Raw genomic sequence first — 17,941 nt, 5'->3', positions numbered from 1 at the left:
CACTATAGCAGCTGACTCACAGATGTGCGACATAATATGTCAAAATTTACGCTAAATAAAAAAGCGATTCGGAAATAGAGTGCTACAAAGTCCAAAAGCATTAACGTGAAACATATCAAACCACATCTTAAGTTGTTTTAAAATTAAGCATAATCAATTCAAAAAGATAGCGACACTTTAAAATGATTGATATAACAGAAAAATAAAAACACTAAAAATCAACAGATTAAACACCAGCCACTACTGAATTTGATTATGTGATTTTGACAACAACATTCGATAAAAACTTTGAATAAATGTAGATTTTTGCATATATTGCCCGCACTTTTTATCTAGACCTTTGACCCGTAGCAACCGCAGTGTTTGAACTTACCTATCAAACTGTGCCGACGTCAGAGCGTGGATTGAGTACAACACTATTTAGCGTCTACCTCTACAACAGGAAATAACAATGAAAAAAACATGCCTATGCCTAGCATTAATGCTTTCTCCTCAAGCATTTGCTGGTGACTTAGTACAGTGGTGGGATTTCAGTGCAACAGCGCTTTACGGAGAAGATTACGACTTGGCAGATTCGGATAAACAAGCGACCATCACGCTTGAAACCGCTGGTGCATGGAAATATGGTGATTGGTTCGCCTTCCAAGACTTTATCTATTTCAAAGGCAACCACACGGGCATGCATAACACCACCTATGGTGAAATTTCACCGCGCTTCAGTGCGAGTAAAATTCTCGGTGAGAAAATCGCCTTCGGCCCAGTGACCGATCTGTCTTTAGCCTTAACCTATGAAGAAGGTGAAGGCGCTGTCCACAGTATGCTTTATGGTCTGGGCGTTGACGTAGCAGTACCTTATTTTACTTATCTTAACTTTAATACCTACCGTCGCGATGCGATGAGCACAGGTAACAATAGTGACGGTTGGCAGTTCACCCCAGTATTCCGTATCGATATTCCCGTTGGTTCAGCCAACATAGTGCTCGATGGCTTTATCGATTGGGTGTTTGCAACAGACAATAATGGCTATGAAGAAAACTTCCATTTCAACCCACAATTAAAATACGACCTAGGTAAGAGTCTATTTGGTGAACACAAAGCCAATAAATTATTGGTCGGTATCGAATACGATCTGTGGACCAATAAGTACGGCGTAAAAGGGGTAGATCAAGATACGTATTCAGTGATTGCTCAATACCATTTCTAACGGATAACCGCGATAGCAAAAGTAATGCAATAAAAAAGGTGCCATTGGCACCTTTTTTATGTCTATCACTCACTTTGCAGGGGAGTGTTACTTAGCTTTATAAATTACGCCAGCAATTTTTTCGCGGCAGCAACCACAATAGAAACCGCGCTTACTTCGGTTTTCTTCATAGTGGCTTCATCGGGAATTTCTTGCTGAGTACGATTTACAATCACGCCTGCAACACAGGCAGCACGCCAACCTTGGGTCGCACACATAGTGAACAGAGTCGCAGACTCCATCTCATAGTTCAGTACGCCCATTTCCTGCCATTCTTTCATTGAGCCCGCGAAGCGGCGCGTGACACGGCCAGTAACAGTGTCATAACGCTCTTGGCCTGGATAGAAGGTATCTGAAGATGCTGTCACACCAATATGTGGCTCTACGCCCGCATCGCGACACGCAGCAACCATGGCAGTGGTACATTCAAAGTTTGCTACCGCAGGATATTCCATAGGTGCAAAATGCAAACTCGCGCCATCTAAACGTACCGATGCTTGGGTCACAATCACATCGCCCACATTCACATGGGATTGAATCGCGCCAGTAGTCCCTACACGTAGGAAAGTGCTCACACCCAGTTGTGCAAGTTCTTCAACGGCGATAGAAGTCGATGGACCACCAATTCCAGTCGAACAGACAACAACAGCCTTGCCATCGATATAAGCAAGATAGCTCGTATACTCGCGGTGGCTAGCAAGAAACGTCGCATTGTCCATTAACTCGGCAATACGTTTTACACGCTCTGGATCGCCTGGCACGATTGCCAAGGTTGCACCATCGAGCATTGCTTTGGTCAAACCTAAATGAAATACATCAGCCATTATGAAAACCCCTTTCATTTTTGATAATTAAATTCTTATAAAATCGACTTTAACCTAGTATCGAAGCGGTGAAGGTTAACTTGATCACAGAATTATCGGCAAGAAGTAATTGTCTATTCGTAATGTAATTACAAAAAAGATTACTGTCTGATCACAAAGATAGCAAATCTTCCACGATTCAGGATGAATGTCTGATTTATGCAAAACAAAGTGTGAACTAGATCTAGCTTATGCGCTATAGACTACAATTATGATTCTAGGTGTGTTGACATTTATAGGAGTATTTTTGTCGCGATCTGACGCTCTTTTATAGGAGACGCAACCCACAGATTATAGCGATTCAGCATACACCAGCGATAAAGCCGCCAAAATATCAATAAGCCCTAATCGCTGGATTTACATCGGATAAAAATAAATCGCCCTTTAGTATTAGTCTGAAGGCGAGTGAATATTGATCTAAATCACATTCCGACCCGCTGCAGAAGGTTAGGGTTAAAGGGAAACCAGAAGTGTAGTAAATAACGACAAGGAGAAAGCCAATGTTTCCAGAGTACAGAGAGCTAATTTCCACCCTGAAAAACCAAGATGCTCATTTTCAACGTAAATTCAATGAGCACAATCAGTTAGATGAGGAAATCAAACAACTGGAAAAACGTGTCGGTAGTGATTTCAATCCTACGGTGAAAGAACTCAAAAGTAGAAAGCTACATCTAAAAGAAGAGATCTATCAAATCCTTAAGTCCCATGACTAATCCTTGTTACTCAGCTAAAACTAAGGGCGCCTAAGCGCCCTTTTTAAATCTATTTCAACTACTTATAAATAATAATCTTTCAGCGGTGGGAAACCATTAAAACATACTGCTGAATAAGTGGTGGTATAAGCTCCCGCGGTTAACCAATACATACGGTCACCAATGGCGAGATCGTTCGGCAAGCCGTAGCTGTAATGCTCATACATAATATCGGCACTGTCGCAGGTTGGGCCTGCAATCACGCACTTATCCAACTCACCCTTCTTCTCGGTGTAAATTGGGAACTTGATCGCCTCATCCATAGTTTCAATTAAACCTGAGAATTTGCCCACATCGGTAAACACCCAACGCTCTAATGCCGTGTAGGATTTTTTGCTGATCAACACAACTTCAGACACTAAAATCCCCGCGTTAGAAATCAATGAACGGCCTGGTTCGAGGATGATTTGTGGTAAATCATCACCAAAATCTTCCTTCAGGAAGTGAGTGATTTGCTCAGCATACACACCCAATTGGTTCGTTTTATCGATATAGTTAGCAGGGAAACCGCCACCCATATTGATCATTTTCAATGTGATATTGTGCTCATCACGCAGACGGTCGAAAATGCTTTTCACTTTACCAATAGCGGAATCCCAAGCACCGATATCACGTTGCTGTGAGCCCACATGGAACGAAATACCAAAGGGTTCTAAGCCTAATTCTTTTGCTAATACCAGCAACTCGTAGGCCATCTCATTTTGGCAACCGAATTTACGGGATAACGGCCAATCTGCCGTATCAGTTCCTTCGGTTAGAATGCGCACATAAACGCGAGAACCCGGCGCTTCTTCGGCGATCATTCGCAAATCGGCTTCAGAGTCGGATGCATACATACGCACGCCACGCTCATAAAATGCTCGCACATCTTGGCGCTTTTTAATGGTATTGCCATAGCTCACACGGTCGGTTGTCACCCCGACATCCATGACCATATCCAGCTCGTAAATCGAGGCAATATCAAAATTTGACCCTTTGTCCTTTAGTAAGGTTAGGATCTCGGCCGCTGGGTTTGCCTTAACTGCATAATAAACGTTGGCATAAGGAAAACTATTAACCATGTCATCGTATTGTTTCGCAATGATACTGGTATCGATCACAACGAACGGGGTTGCTTTGTCTTTGGCAAACGCTTCAATACGTTTGAATGTGTCCATATCATAATAATCAGCAACATCAATAGATTGAAATTGGCTCATTGGGCCAGAGTCTCCTTTGGGTCAGGTAGAAAAAAAGTGAGAATGTGTCTTAAAAACGTGCGCAGTAAACGATATTTTTTCACTTTACGCAACGAATTTTTATGCTGAATTACTAACTTTTTATTCCATTAAATTTTAAGGGGCAATACCATCAAAAAAAGTAGTTACAAAACAGATGATTATGCATGCAAACCCTAAGCGAAATTTGCACCTATTTTTGGAATAAAAAATGAATTTTTTGCGACATGCTCGAAAGGGAGATGGATAGGCTAGCAAAAGCTAGAACATCCATCCCTAGGTGACCCACTCAATTAACTATCTTAGGATGACAAGCTCAAAACAGATTAAACCAGTTACTGCGCCGCATTCATTTTTGCGAGAGCTTGGCCCAGTGCTTCACTGGAATCGAAATAAGCAATATCGAGTATATTGCGATGATCAAGCAAAATCATAGTCGCCATATCTTTTGTATCTGGGAGCATTTGACTGATCTCCCCTTCCCTATCTAGGCCGATCGAGAAGGGTAATTCCTGCATTTGCGGTACAGCCACAAACTTAGCGATTAAAGAGGGCATACCACTGATATCGGCGACGTAAACTAAGTTATTGGGAAACTGTGTTTCGCTTAATGGTTGTAGCGTTTCCTTAATAATATCACCACCTTTCATACTGCGGCTAAAGAGCACTACACGGGTTTCATCGGTGACATTAATTGACTTATTATGCTGATCAACAAGTGAAATAGCATTAATAGTATCCCCAGCAACATAACTAGCGGCAAAAGCCCATATTGGGGTTAATAGGCAAGATACACATAACAACAGCGTTTTCATAAACACTCAACTCCATATTTGGATAGACGGACAGCATACCTGACTCACCCTATCGGCTCATTAAACCAACCTCGATTACATGATACGCTTCACAATGTATGGTGGTTCAGCGTTTTGTGGCATTTTTACGTTATACTCGCACGGTTGAATTTATTAGAAGGATATCATAATGATAGCACCAGGACTGGATCAAGAATTACAACAGCTTCAAGGCGTTTATCAACTGATCACCGAATTTTTAGTCACCTACAGTTTTCAGTTACTCGGTGCTTTATTGATCTTTTTATTGGGTTTATGGATCGCCAGCAAAGTTTCCCGCTTAGTGGCAAAACAGTTTGAAAAACACAGCATTGATATCACCCTCAGCAACTTTGTCAGTAACCTTATCCGTATTCTGATCATTGTTATGGTGGGGATTATCGCCCTTGGCAAAATCGGTATTAGTGTCACTCCAATGGTGGCTGCAATTGGTGCTGCCTCTCTCGGAGCAGGTTTAGCCTTGCAGGGCATGTTATCCAACTACGCCGCAGGCATTACTATTATCGTCACCCGCCCTTTTGTTGTGGGAAACACTATTGAAATTAAAGGAGAAAGCGGTGTTGTTAAACGTATTAATTTAGGCATGACCATACTAACGAATGAGGAAGGTGAGCAAATTAGCATTCCCAATAAACATATCGTCGGTGAAATCCTGCACAACTCCTTTAGTAATAAGCTGGTCGAAACCCAGTTCAATCTCAGTTACAGCACAGATCCCGAACGAGCCATTAGTGTGATCACTGAGTTATTGAGCAATAATCCCTATGTTTATCAAGAGACCACACCCAATATCGGCATCAATGGTTTTAATGCTAATGGAATTGAAATGGGGGTTCGTTACTGGGTGCCCACGCAAAGCTATTTTCAGCATAAATATAAGGTGAACCTCGCTCTTTATAACGCCCTTAAGCAGGCAGAAATTGAGATTGCCTGCCCCATTAGAGAGATCCATCTGCAAGATAAATAACGCTAATGCCCATGGGATTGATCGACTTAGTCAACCAGCCTAGCTCACATTGTAAACTTGCATTCTTGTAAAAATTTAAGTTTACTATGTTCCCAAATATCGATAGTGATGGACTACTATGTTGTTGATACTCATAATTATTGCTTTTGTTGTACTGTTTATTGTTTTCGCTAAATATCAAAAAAAACACGCTCAAGCCAAAGCGCTCGCGGCAGGTGATCCTACTGCGCTACTCAATCATGGCCTAACACTGATTAACCAAAATCAAGTAGAAACAGGCTTAGATTTTATCCATCGAGCTGTAGATAAAGGGTTTGCGATTGCGGCGATTGCCCTTGCAGAATTATATTCGGGCCGATTTCCACAAGTGCCAGCCGATGCTAAAACCTCAAAAGATTGGTATAAAAAAGCCGCTGAACTCGATCCCCAATACTTACCTATGCTGAGTTTGCTCTATTTTGATGCACAAACACCAGAAGACTTAGCCGCGCAAGTCGCTCAACTTAAGCCCAATGCCGAAGCGGGCGATGCAGCCTTTCAATACGAACTTGGACTCTTATATGTAAGGCAACCTTTACTCGATCCCGATGCGAGCCAAGCCATTTATTGGCTCGAAAAAGCTGCTACCCAACAGCATCCCGATGCAGACTACCACCTAGGGACGCTTTATTGGCATGACGCACGAGTCACCTCCGACTTTGCCAAAGCGAGACAATACTTTGAAAAGGCGGTGGCTAATCAAGATGAATTAGCCAAAGAGAATTTAGGCGAAATGCTGGCAATAGGCCAAGGTGGACCCAAAGATTTAGCTCGCGCAGAGGCATTACTCAGCGAACAAGCCAAAGACAATGATTTTCGACAATATTACCTCGGTAAACGCTTTCTCTACGGCGAAGATTTTCCTGTCGATTACGCTAAGGCTCGCCATTGGTTAAGTCAATCTGTCGCTGCAGGTAATGACTTCGCCAAAATTGAATTTGCTAACCTTTTACTGGTAGATCCACAAAATGACAGTGACTACCTACAGGCTAAAATTGACTTTGAAGAATTTGCACTCAAGTGGAATGAAGACGCTCTACTAGGCCTAGGCAAGATTTATGAGCAAGGCTTAGGCGTGAGCAGCCAACCGATTAAAGCGTTAATGTATTACCAACTCGCGGCCATGAGCAATAGAGCCGACCATCTAAAAGAATTAGCCAGATTGAGTCAACAACTAGGTACCCTAGAGATAAGAGAGGCCGAGCGTCTACGTGACAGTTTCTTGCATCAGTATCCAATCCCCGCTGAGCAACAAAAATATTTTTATTCCTACAAGGCTGAATCATTTCTAAGTGGTGAAAATCCAACTCGAGAGGAGCGACAAGCGGCTGAAGTTTGGTACATCAAGTCGGCAGAGCTAGGTAATGAAATTTCTATGCGGGAACTGGTCGATATTTACGGCGTGGAACAATTAAATAAACCAATACAAATGTTTATTTGGTCTAGCTTATTACTGCGTCATTTTGGCAAATACGGTATGAATAGCGAGCAATTACTACATCAAAACACAGCTAAGTCTTGCTTAACAGAATCCGAGCTTGCCTACGCCGAAGCCCAAATTGAGGCCATTGAAACCCAATTAGCCCCCTATCTTGAGTCCACAGACTAACCGACTCAGGTTTGAGTCAGATAACGCTGACAAAACCGCAGCTTATATCACTCGTATTAAATACAGCGCAGAGGCAACCTTCACACTACAATCTTTATACTGGTCCTATCTATGCATCTAAATGATTAAAAAATAGAACATAGTCCGACCAGTCATCACAAAATAAAGATTAAAATGGCCCATTCAAATAGGCAGACAAATGAAGTGGACTGTGATTACTAAGCTATTTTTGATTATTGTCTTCTCATCCTTATTTTTGCGCAGTGCAAAAGCTGAAGTATCGCCTGTAGTTTGGCAAGCACACTGCAGAGATCGGCAACCCGTCATTTATTTTGAACAAGGTGAATGTAAAGGCCCCGGTGCTGCGGTGATAAATGAAGTGTTCCATCGTCTAGGCCATAGAGTCAATTGGGCTTATGTTCCATGGGCTAGAACCATAAAAGTAGCCGAAACAGGTCAGGTCGATCTGATCCCTTCCCATTCAATGACCACAGAACGCGAGTCTTTCCTGGACCCTATGTTGCTTGGCTACGACAAGCGATATGTCTACTACTACGCACTGGCGAGTCAACCTACCGCGGTACAGGAGTTTAATAAACTAACTCCCTATATCATTGGGGCATTGAGAGGGACATTTTATAGTGCACAATTTAATGAAAATATGGATCAACTAAAGGTTTCTTTTGTTAATACTAACAGCCAGCTAATTAATATGTTGAAGGCTGGCCGCATTGATTTGGCCATTAGCTCTGAGCAACATGAAATGCATTCTTTTGCCAATGATCCCATGCTTAAACAGATGGAATATGTGGATATCAGCAAAAATGGCCGCTATTTCAGCATCCCTTCAAGGTCACCCCAGTATAAATACGCCGAACAGGTTCGCCAAATTGTAGACAAGATGCGCACCTCGGGTGAAATCACGCGTCTATTTGAATCCTATGGTGTCGAGCCACCGCTCAATATCTCGGAGTCGTCCAACACGACCAACTAACTTGAACTGGTTAATTGGTCCAGCGGCTAAATGTCGTAATAAGGTCGAGAGTATAGGAGCAACTATCTGGTGGGAGCGATAACAGAGGGAGGGCAACATAATCCAATCCGGCGAAACGTTCTTGGGCCAGCAAATGTCACCTGTTTTAACCTAGGCTTATCTTCAATAAACCCATAGGGTATCCCAAACCCAGTGTAGCGCGAGGCGAAATGAATGAAATCGTATTAGCACCGACTCGCACGCCCCTGAAATCAGCCGCGCAATACGCTTAAACAGTAAGATTAATATCGGTTACACCATCAAAAATGCCATAGGTCTGTTACGGCATTTTTTCACTTAAAAAACGTCTTAAAAACCTCGTAGTTTCAACAATACTACTTTAGTTATAACGGATTTTATAAAGTGTTAACTCGATCACAGCCAGTTCCCCCCCCTTATCTATCGCCAAATACACTATTACACCAAAGCAAGCTAATTTAGCAAATAAACCAAGCCATTGCTTTATTTAAAAAAGTTGAATTAAATTTCCACGCCATCACTATCAATTAGATTTTTATCAATGAAGTTTTGATCAATTAGATTTTTTTAATGTAAGTGACATGCCTCAAATTTACGACTCCTTCTATTTGGTAAATTAGTTAACAAGGTGGGATCAATAAAAACATTCCACCAACAAAGCCATGCATATGGCCACAAAAAATTGAGGAACGAGATGATGAAAACTTCACTAAAGATAGCAATCGCCCTCGCGATTATAGGGGGTATAAGCGTCAATGCCCATGCTGCCAATCCCCATAAAGAAGCACTTAAAGGCCCCTTCACCACAGGCTCGCAGGTGACCACACAATGTTTAGTCTGCCATGAAGATCAAGCGACTGACGTGATGAAAACCTCACACTGGACTTGGGAGTTAGAACAAAAACTCCCCGAGGGAACTGTGCTCAGGGGGAAGAAAAACAGTATTAACAACTTCTGTGTAGCCATCTCCAGCAATGAACCCCGCTGTACCAGTTGCCACGCGGGCTATGGTTGGAAAGACAGTAACTTTGATTTTAAAGATAAAACAAAAGTCGACTGTCTAGTTTGCCACGACACCACAGGGACTTATGTTAAAGATCCCGCTGGCGCAGGTGAACCTATGGCAAAACTCGATCTGACTAAAATTGCTCAAAATGTCGGCGCACCTGCGCGCGATAACTGCGGTAGTTGCCATTTTTATGGTGGCGGCGGCGATGCGGTAAAACACGGAGATTTAGACTCTTCCATGTCTTCCCCAGACAAAGCGACTGACGTGCACATGGATAGAGATGGCAATAATTTTCAATGTCAGAACTGCCACACCACTGAAAAACACATGATTTCTGGTAATGCTATGGGCGTTTCACCCGGTGGTGTCGATCATATTGGCTGTGAAAACTGCCATGAGTCAGCCCCCCATGCTAACAAAAAGCTCAATACCCATACTGCGACGGTTGCCTGTCAAACCTGTCATATTCCGTATTTTGCTAAAAATGACCCCACAAAAATGCACTGGGACTGGTCAACAGCCGGAGATAATAAAGAAGAAGCGCTAGACCAATACGGCAAGCACACCTACCAGAAGAAAAAAGGCAACTTTGTCTGGGAGAAAATGGTAAAACCTCAATACGCTTGGTACAACGGCACTGCCGATGCCTATATGGCGGGTGACAAAATGGATCCTAATGTGGTCACTAAATTGACCTATCCAGTAGGCGATATTAACGATGCCAAAGCCAAAATTTACCCCTTTAAAGTGCACACAGGTAAACAGATCTACGACAAAAAACTCAATATCTTTATCACTCCTAAAACCTATGGCAAAGGTGGATACTGGAGCGAGTTTGATTGGAACTTAGCGGCAAAACTGGGAATGGAGGCCAACACCACTATGATTGAAAAAGGCATCAAATACAGTGGTGAATATGATTTTGCGGCAACAGAAATGTGGTGGAGGATCAACCATATGGTCTCACCTAAAGAACAAGCCTTAAATTGCAATGATTGTCATAACAAAGGCACAAGGCTCGATTGGCAAGCCCTAGGTTATCAAGGTGACCCAATGAAAAATCAGCAAGGACCTAAACATAAACAGCCTTGATTTAATGGGTGACTGATTTGAGCATCACAGATGTCTTACTTTTAGTAAGGCATCGAAGTGAACATGGCTGATTAACCAAGTCTAGCAATGCCCCTTGAGATCTTAGTTTTCACTAAGATCTCTTTTTTATTATGCTATTGCTCACATTTAAACAAAGACAATTAGACTCAGCCTTATCTCAGCCTTGCCCCAGTTTGTCTTATCGAGTGCCCCCATACGGTAGTTTGACTCTGTTTACACCCCAAATTATCTGATTTTTATGGCATTTATTTTGCATAATCATGGAGTGTTCAATTACGGCAATCTGTATGACATCGGGCAAAATCCCCCAAACAATATCCAATCCGTCATTCAACCGTTTACTCGGTGAAACCAGCGGTGCCTTTGCTGATTTAGGCACTTTTTTACCTTTAGTACTGGGGCTTATTGCCCTCAATCAATTTTCGCCCCAGGGGATATTTTTGGGCTTTGGGCTATTTGCCATTCTCAGCGCACTATTTTACCGCCGCCCTATTCCCGTACAACCGATGAAAGTTATCGCTGCACTGATTATCGCCCAAGGGTTAACCCCAGGCATGTTACAAGCAAGCGCTATGTTGATGGGGGCGATTTTACTCATCCTCGCCTTTAGCGGTGCTATTACTTGGTTAGCTAAGCAATTATCCCAAGCCGTAAGTATCGGCATTCAACTCGCCATAGGTCTACAACTGATGTGGATGGGCACTCAGATGATGAGTGAATTTTGGCTGGTTGGTGTAGGCGCTTTTGTGCTGTTATTTATCAGTAAATATTTGCCAATGCGCTACCTTGCCATGCCCTTAGTCATTGCTGCAGGGATGATTTGGCAAGCGAGTACACAAACTAGCACAACTAGTAGCCTTGATATCCAAGCCATAACGGCACCGTTTCAGCTAACTTGGCCGACGTCAGTTGAGTGGACTTCCGCCGCCATTTTGTTGGTATTACCGCAACTCGCTTTAACCTTAACCAATGCGGTGATTGCCACTTCAGTAATGGCGCAGGAGAAATTCCCTGAAGATGCCGCCAAACTCACGCCCAAAAACTTCGCCATTAGTTCTGGACTTGCCAACTTATTGCTCGCGCCCTTTGGGGCCGCGGCCATGTGCCACGGTGCAGGCGGACTCGCAGTGCAATATCATTTTGGCGCCCGCACTTATGTTGCGCCGTTAATTTTTGGCAGCACTTGTTTAGTGATAGCCCTGTGCTGGGGTAGCAATATCGCTTGGCTGTTAAGCCTTATTCCTATGTCGATCCTCGGCAGTTTGCTCACCACCGCAGGACTGCAACTGGCATGGTCGAAACGCTTAATCGATGGTAAGCCCTTCTGTATCTTTGTGATTTTATCAACCGCTGTGACTTGTCTCGCCATCAACGCCGCTGCGGGGCTTGCGGTGGGTATTATTCTGGAGCAAGGCCGCCGCACTTGGGCCATGTTGGCCATGCGCTAACATGGCTTTCTAGCCTTATCACTTTGGCGCTATCCCTTAGGCAATACCACTGTGACCACACAGCCCTGTTGCCAAGGTAGCCTTGCTTCTGTGGTGCAATGTTTGCAGTTTTCAATTTGAATGCTGCCATGGTGACGGGTGACGACATCCTTACAGATCGCTAAACCGAGTCCTAACCCTTCATCCTTGGTTGAGGCGAAAGAAGCCATCAACTCGCTCGCCTGCCCCTGTAGACCTTCGCCATTATCAATAACGAATACTTTGATTTTATCCGGAAGATAATAGATATCGATCCACAACTGGCGCGCACGATTATCACCGCAGCTTTCTAGCGCATCTAAGCTATTTTTCACTAGATTGACCCACATTTGGCTTAAGCCAACGCTATCGCCCGTGAGTTCGAAGGGCTCGCCCTGCACCCGAACATTCACTTGGACATTAGCCCGATCTAACTCACGTCTTAATAAAGCTAAGGCTTCCTTCACCACAAGCACTATATCCAAAGGTTCAGTCTTGGCCTGACGCCGTTTGAGTAAGCCGCGAATACGGTGCACAACAGCACCAGCGCGAATAGACTGGGCATTAATTTTACCCAACACATCATAGAGTTCCGGATTATCTTGCCCAAGCCTTTCCAGTTGTAGCATGGCGCCTTCGCTGTATTGGGTAATTGCCGCTATCGGTTGATTGAGTTCATGGGCAAGGCCAGCACCAATTTCCCCTAAAATCGCTGCGCTTTGTAATCGTTCGAGTTGCAGTGCCTTATCCTTTAGTTGCCGCTCAGTGCTGACTAAAAACTCACTTTTCTGGCGAAACTTATATTCAAGCCACAGGTGATAAATCGTAGAAACGATAAAAATCAGTAGCAACACACCGCCCCATTCTTTGTTTTTCTCCATCCATTTATATACGGTTTGATAAAGTGTCGGTGATGCACCTTGTAGCTGTAATTCTTTAAATAACTCAATTACTTTCAGCTGGCTGACTGGCGCTGTCCAACCCAAAGTATCGGCGGTAATCGCTGCCACATGGTCGGCGGGTAAATCAAATAAGGCGCGGGAGATCTGCATAGTGATCCTCGGGGAAACCGTATCCGCCGCAGCAAATGACCAACTGGGGTACAACTGAGTACTCACCTCACAGTCATATCCTGCTGGCTTAGTGGCGTGGATCACTCGAAAATCAGCTTTATTAACCAGCCCAGTCTCGATCATTTCTTCTAAGGTACAAAAAGGTGCTATTGCGGCATCGGCGCTACCATCACGCACCTGATAAATAAGCGGTTCTAGCGGAAAGCCTAAAAAACGCACTTGCCCAAAAAACTGCTCCGGTAAAAAACCCATTTTATGCAGCAATCCCATGGCAGCTTGATAACCCCCTAAGGCCTGCGGATCACTAGCGACCACATTTCTACCCCTTAGATCCTGCAGGGTTAGAATAGGACTGTCAGCGCGAACAATAATAGTTGCACCTATGGTAAAAGTACTGCCCTGATGCTTACGGCTCTTCATCGTCGCAAGCCAAGACAGCGGGAAATTATTACTTAAGTGCAGGTATTGCCCCGGGTTTGTCACAATAAACTGCAAGTCATGGCTTAGTAACTTGCTACTCATACCATTAAAATCTACGGGGACGACTTCAAAATGACTGTTAGGCACCTGCTCAGTAAGGTAATCCATCATAGGTTGCCAGCGTTGTTTAGCCTGCAGCACACCGTGATTAGCCAGAACACCCACCTTAAACTGGTTCACTTCTGTCGCTTCATCGGCATAGGACAAACTCACATAGCTCAAACCCAAAAGTAGTAAGTAACCGATAGCTTTAAACATTAAGTGCATCTCTTTTGCCTGAGGAATACCAAGACCTTAACTTATAAAGAAAACCTAAGCTGTGAAATTCCACCAAACTCTTATCTCACTTTAAAATGAATATTGTGATTTAGTGATATACCTCCCAAGACACAGGGTTAATCTTGAGCCCTACACGCTCACGGCTTAAGCTGATTGCGAATTTGCCCAATTACACAGGACATATATGCTCACTAAGTTGCCACTCTATCTAGTCGATGATGATGAAGCGATTTTAGACTCGCTTGGCTTTATGCTCCGGCAATTTGGCTATCAAGTACAAACCTTTAATAATGGCCGTGACTTTCTCGAACAGTGCCCTTTATCCCAGGCGGGCTGTGTGATTTTAGATAGTAGAATGCCTGAAATTACAGGCCAAGAAGTACAGCAAAAACTCATAGAGACCCAAAGCCCGCTAGGAGTCATATTCTTAACTGGCCACGGTGATCTACCTATGGCGTTGAGTGCCTTTCGTAAGGGAGCCTGTGACTTCTTTCAAAAACCCGTATCGGGCAAAGCATTAGTGCAGGCCATTGAAAAGGCTCAGCGCGAGAGCCAAGCGACCTTTGAGCAGCAAAGCTTACAACATAAATTTGGAAGGCTGACCGAACGCGAACAACAAGTATTAGCCCATGTGATCCAAGGCATGACTAACAAACAAATCTCAGAAGCGATGTTTTTATCCCTGCGCACGATTGAAGTGCACCGCGCAAAAATCATGAAAAAACTCGAGGTGAATAATATGGCAGAGCTAGTACAGCACCTCGCAAACCTCCATGTCGTAGAGTAAAACCATGTTCTAAAACCGCTGAATGGCTTTGCCCTTACCTGCGACAAGCTGTCGCAGTTTGTATCTTTATCTTTGCCCCTAAGCTAAGACAGTGACAGACTCTAAACTAGGTTCCATCATTAGTGCTCTCAAGCACTTACGATCTCCACTGCTTTTGAACCTTCCCCCGAGAGCTGCCAGTGCCCTCGGGGATTTTTTTTGGATTAACTTAAAATAGATTAATAGCCTGCACCAAACTTAAGCCCTCCTAACCTATCGCCTTAATCTGATCCTGACATATAATCGCTGGTCGTTAAAATCATAATAAAATCAATGATGGTTAATGAAAACCTCTGTTGTTATGCCGCGAGTCTCGACGGCTATATCGCCAAGGCTTTTTAGCGGCTGGACTTATACAGGAGCCCACCCTAACTCGTATTCCCACTGTACTTGGTAAAGGTATTCCGCTCTTTGGTGATTTGCCCCAAGCCGTTCAATTAATGCCAGTTCACACGCAGCAGTATGACAATGGCTACGTACAAACCCGTTACCGAGTTATAAACGAAGCGGCATGATAAATAGTTTACATGTGGCAGATGACATTGAACGATGAGGTGATGACGAGCATGTTTTAGCCTTTGTTTTGTAACTCAAAGTGCCAATAAAAGGATAATTTCAACCATCAAATCCTCTTCCCTCGATGGCCGTTTTGAAGTGAGTAGAACAATCCTTTCCCAGTAAATAATTATTTTTGCAGCCAAAGGAGCGCGAAAGATCGCAAACTCCTTTGGCATTTGCCACTATTACTTGAATTATTGTCATCTATCCCCATATATACCCAAACAACCTGAAGATGCAGAATTCAGCGAGAATTTAACGCACTTTGGGCAAGGCGGCTATTTGCAGACCTAGTGGGCTAAGTTAAAAATAGCCAACACAGCATAAAGTCCGCTAAAACCCGCCGGGACGGAGCGCCTAGAGCACTCCACTTCCGTGTTGCATCAATTCAAAAGGTGGCCGACATTCTGTCATTAATACACCTTGAATTGAAGCACCCTAGGCGCTCTGAAACTCTTATCTTCAGGTAGCTTGGGATAACTCCATCATCCACCGTAGGATTTGTCCTTGCGGGCAAGAGAAGAGGATTTAAAAGTGACCACTATCGTATCAGTACGCCGTAATAATCAAGTTGTCATCGCCGGCGATGGACAAGTCTCCCTAGGCAATACCGTCATGAAAGGTAACGCCAAAAAAGTGCGTCGCTTGTATCACAACAAAGTACTGGCAGGTTTTGCTGGTGGCACCGCCGATGCTTTCACCCTATTTGAGCGTTTTGAGGCAAAACTCGAAATGCACCAAGGCCATCTACTCCGCTCAGCCGTCGAGCTTGCTAAAGATTGGCGTACCGATCGTATGCTGCGCAAACTCGAAGCACTGTTAGTGGTGGCCGATGCCGAAACCTCGCTGATCATCACAGGTAACGGCGATGTCGTGCAACCAGAACATGACTTAGTCGCCATAGGTTCAGGTGGCAATTATGCCCAAGCCGCTGCGCTTGCTCTGTTGCAAAACACTGAACTGTCGGCCCTAGAAATCGCCGAAAAATCCCTGACGATTGCGGGTGATATCTGCGTATTTACCAATCAATTCAAGACGATTGAAGAACTCAATTACTAACCAGCCCGTGAGGAATATTATGTCTGAAATGACCCCCCGTGAGATTGTCCACGAGCTGGATGCACACATTATCGGCCAACAAAAGGCCAAACGCTCCGTTGCCGTTGCCCTGCGTAACCGCTGGCGCCGGATGCAACTGGATGTGGATTTCCGTCAAGAAGTTACCCCAAAAAATATCCTAATGATTGGCCCCACAGGCGTTGGTAAAACAGAAATTGCCCGCCGTTTAGCCAAGCTGGCTAACGCGCCTTTTATTAAGGTTGAAGCGACTAAGTTCACCGAAGTTGGTTATGTCGGTAAGGAAGTCGAGCAAATCATCCGCGATTTGACCGATATCGCCATCAAACTGACCCGTGAACAGCAAATGGGTAAGTGCCGCCAACGCGCCGAAGAACACGCCGAAGAGCGTATTCTCGACGCCCTGTTGCCCAAGCCGAAAAACGACTGGGAAACCACAGAAACCGACTCCAGCTCCAACACCCGCCAAGTCTTCCGCAAGAAGCTACGCGAAGGTCAATTGGACGATAAAGAAATCGATATTGATGTGGCCCAACCGCAAATTGGTGTTGAAATCATGTCGCCACCAGGCATGGAAGAAATGACCAACCAACTGCAAAGCCTATTTAAAAACATGGGCCAAGCTCCGGCAAAACGTCGCAAAATGAAGATCAAAGAAGCCTTTAAGCTCTTGATCGAGGAAGAAGCAGCAAAACTGGTCAATCAAGAAGACTTAAAAGAGCAAGCCATTGAAATGGTTGAGCAACACGGCATTGTGTTTCTCGACGAAATCGACAAAATCTGTAAGCGTGGCGAAACCTCAGGGCCAGATATTTCGCGCGAAGGCGTGCAACGTGACCTACTGCCGCTCGTTGAAGGCTGCACAGTAACCACTAAACACGGCATGGTTAAAACCGACCATATTCTGTTTATCGCCTCAGGTGCATTCCAGATGTCTAAACCATCGGATTTAATCCCTGAGTTACAGGGTCGTCTGCCCATTCGTGTTGAGTTAGATGCGCTATCTGCCGATGATTTTAAACGAATTCTGACCGAGCCACACGCATCACTCACCGAGCAATATATCGCGTTGATGGGCACTGAAGGCGTCAAAGTCGAGTTTACTGAATCGGGGATAGAAAGCATCGCTAAGGCTGCATGGCAAGTAAACGAGCGCACCGAGAACATCGGCGCCCGTCGTCTGCATACTGTGATGGAGAAACTGATGGAAGATATCTCCTACGACGCATCGGAAAAGTCAGGCTCCGCCTTCGTTATCGACGCCGACTATGTCAGCGCCCACTTAGATAACTTAGTCCAAGACGAAGATCTCAGCCGCTTTATCCTCTAGTACGAAACCGTTCACCGCCAAGCCCAAACGACTTGGCGGTAAACGACGACTCAAATGCAAAAGTGTGACTTAAACGAAAAAGCCTCCTCCAAAAGATAGGCGCCTCTGACTTACCCTTTGTATCCTTGGCCGCGAGTGGTTACATTAGTCAGGTGTTATTTTAATGAGTCGTTA

14 protein-coding genes and 1 pseudogene are annotated in these 17,941 nt (G+C 44.3%); 11 read left to right on the top strand and 4 right to left on the bottom strand.

The annotated features are described in order from the left end of the window. Positions 1-451: 451 nt before the first annotated feature. Positions 452-1,204 carry an outer membrane protein OmpK gene (locus L2744_RS05030; RefSeq protein ID WP_248990880.1) on the top strand — a complete coding sequence of 251 codons (753 nt, stop codon included), beginning with the start codon at positions 452-454 and terminating at the stop codon, positions 1,202-1,204. 104 nt (positions 1,205-1,308) lie between these two features. Here the strand turns inward: L2744_RS05030 and udp are convergent, their stop codons facing one another. Then, the gene (gene udp / locus L2744_RS05025) at positions 1,309-2,067 is read right to left on the bottom strand and encodes a uridine phosphorylase (protein WP_248990879.1); all 759 of its coding nucleotides are present in this window, start codon (positions 2,065-2,067) and stop codon (positions 1,309-1,311) included. Between the two features lie 539 nt (positions 2,068-2,606). Between udp and L2744_RS05020 the strand changes: the two genes are divergently transcribed. Next, a complete protein-coding gene (locus tag L2744_RS05020) occupies positions 2,607-2,819 on the top strand; it encodes an HP1242/YdcH family protein (protein WP_248990878.1) in 213 nt (70 codons plus the stop codon). Positions 2,820-2,881: 62 nt separating this feature from the next. On the opposite strand, the gene L2744_RS05015 is transcribed toward L2744_RS05020, so the two are convergent. Then, positions 2,882-4,057 (bottom strand): type III PLP-dependent enzyme, encoded by a 1,176-nt coding sequence (locus L2744_RS05015; protein WP_248990877.1) that lies wholly within the window; start codon positions 4,055-4,057, stop codon positions 2,882-2,884. Between the two features lie 353 nt (positions 4,058-4,410). Beyond that, the gene (locus tag L2744_RS05010; protein ID WP_248990876.1) at positions 4,411-4,890 is read right to left on the bottom strand and encodes a hypothetical protein; all 480 of its coding nucleotides are present in this window, start codon (positions 4,888-4,890) and stop codon (positions 4,411-4,413) included. Between the two features lie 169 nt (positions 4,891-5,059). On the opposite strand from L2744_RS05010, the gene L2744_RS05005 reads away from it, so the two are divergent. The 5 genes from L2744_RS05005 to L2744_RS04985 all read left to right on the top strand — a co-directional run bounded on the left by L2744_RS05005 (position 5,060) and on the right by L2744_RS04985 (position 12,126). After that, positions 5,060-5,896, top strand: coding sequence for a mechanosensitive ion channel family protein (locus L2744_RS05005; protein ID WP_248990875.1), 837 nt, complete (start codon positions 5,060-5,062; stop codon positions 5,894-5,896). 118 nt (positions 5,897-6,014) lie between these two features. Next, entirely contained in the window at positions 6,015-7,544 is a 1,530-nt protein-coding gene (locus L2744_RS05000) for a tetratricopeptide repeat protein (RefSeq protein WP_248990874.1), read from the top strand. A gap of 199 nt (positions 7,545-7,743) precedes the next feature. Then, positions 7,744-8,538, top strand: coding sequence for a substrate-binding periplasmic protein (locus tag L2744_RS04995; RefSeq protein ID WP_248990873.1), 795 nt, complete (start codon positions 7,744-7,746; stop codon positions 8,536-8,538). 715 nt (positions 8,539-9,253) lie between these two features. Next, positions 9,254-10,657, top strand: a complete 1,404-nt coding sequence (locus L2744_RS04990; RefSeq protein WP_248990951.1) for a tetrathionate reductase family octaheme c-type cytochrome — start codon at positions 9,254-9,256, stop codon at positions 10,655-10,657. 308 nt (positions 10,658-10,965) lie between these two features. Then, positions 10,966-12,126, top strand: coding sequence for a putative sulfate/molybdate transporter (locus tag L2744_RS04985; RefSeq protein ID WP_248990872.1), 1,161 nt, complete (start codon positions 10,966-10,968; stop codon positions 12,124-12,126). A 29-nt stretch (positions 12,127-12,155) separates the two neighbouring features. Here the strand turns inward: L2744_RS04985 and L2744_RS04980 are convergent, their stop codons facing one another. Then, positions 12,156-13,964, bottom strand: a complete 1,809-nt coding sequence (locus tag L2744_RS04980) for a sensor histidine kinase (protein ID WP_248990871.1) — start codon at positions 13,962-13,964, stop codon at positions 12,156-12,158. Between the two features lie 196 nt (positions 13,965-14,160). Here L2744_RS04980 and L2744_RS04975 point away from each other — a divergent pair, with 196 nt between their 5' ends. From L2744_RS04975 to hslU, 4 genes and pseudogenes are all read left to right on the top strand, one after another. Then, positions 14,161-14,763: a response regulator transcription factor gene (locus L2744_RS04975; RefSeq protein WP_248990870.1), complete on the top strand. Its 603-nt coding sequence runs from the start codon at positions 14,161-14,163 to the stop codon at positions 14,761-14,763. 368 nt (positions 14,764-15,131) lie between these two features. After that, positions 15,132-15,317: pseudogene (locus tag L2744_RS04970) on the top strand (dihydrofolate reductase family protein); the annotation flags it as partial. 577 nt (positions 15,318-15,894) lie between these two features. After that, positions 15,895-16,419 carry an ATP-dependent protease subunit HslV gene (gene hslV, locus L2744_RS04965; RefSeq protein WP_248990868.1) on the top strand — a complete coding sequence of 175 codons (525 nt, stop codon included), beginning with the start codon at positions 15,895-15,897 and terminating at the stop codon, positions 16,417-16,419. A 19-nt stretch (positions 16,420-16,438) separates the two neighbouring features. Beyond that, the gene (gene hslU, locus L2744_RS04960) at positions 16,439-17,767 is read left to right on the top strand and encodes an ATP-dependent protease ATPase subunit HslU (protein ID WP_248990867.1); all 1,329 of its coding nucleotides are present in this window, start codon (positions 16,439-16,441) and stop codon (positions 17,765-17,767) included. The last annotated feature ends 174 nt before the right edge of the window (positions 17,768-17,941 follow it).

Source organism: Shewanella profunda (assembly GCF_023283765.1).
GTDB lineage: Bacteria > Pseudomonadota > Gammaproteobacteria > Enterobacterales > Shewanellaceae > Shewanella > Shewanella profunda.
This window is presented reverse-complemented; position numbering and strand designations above follow the sequence as displayed.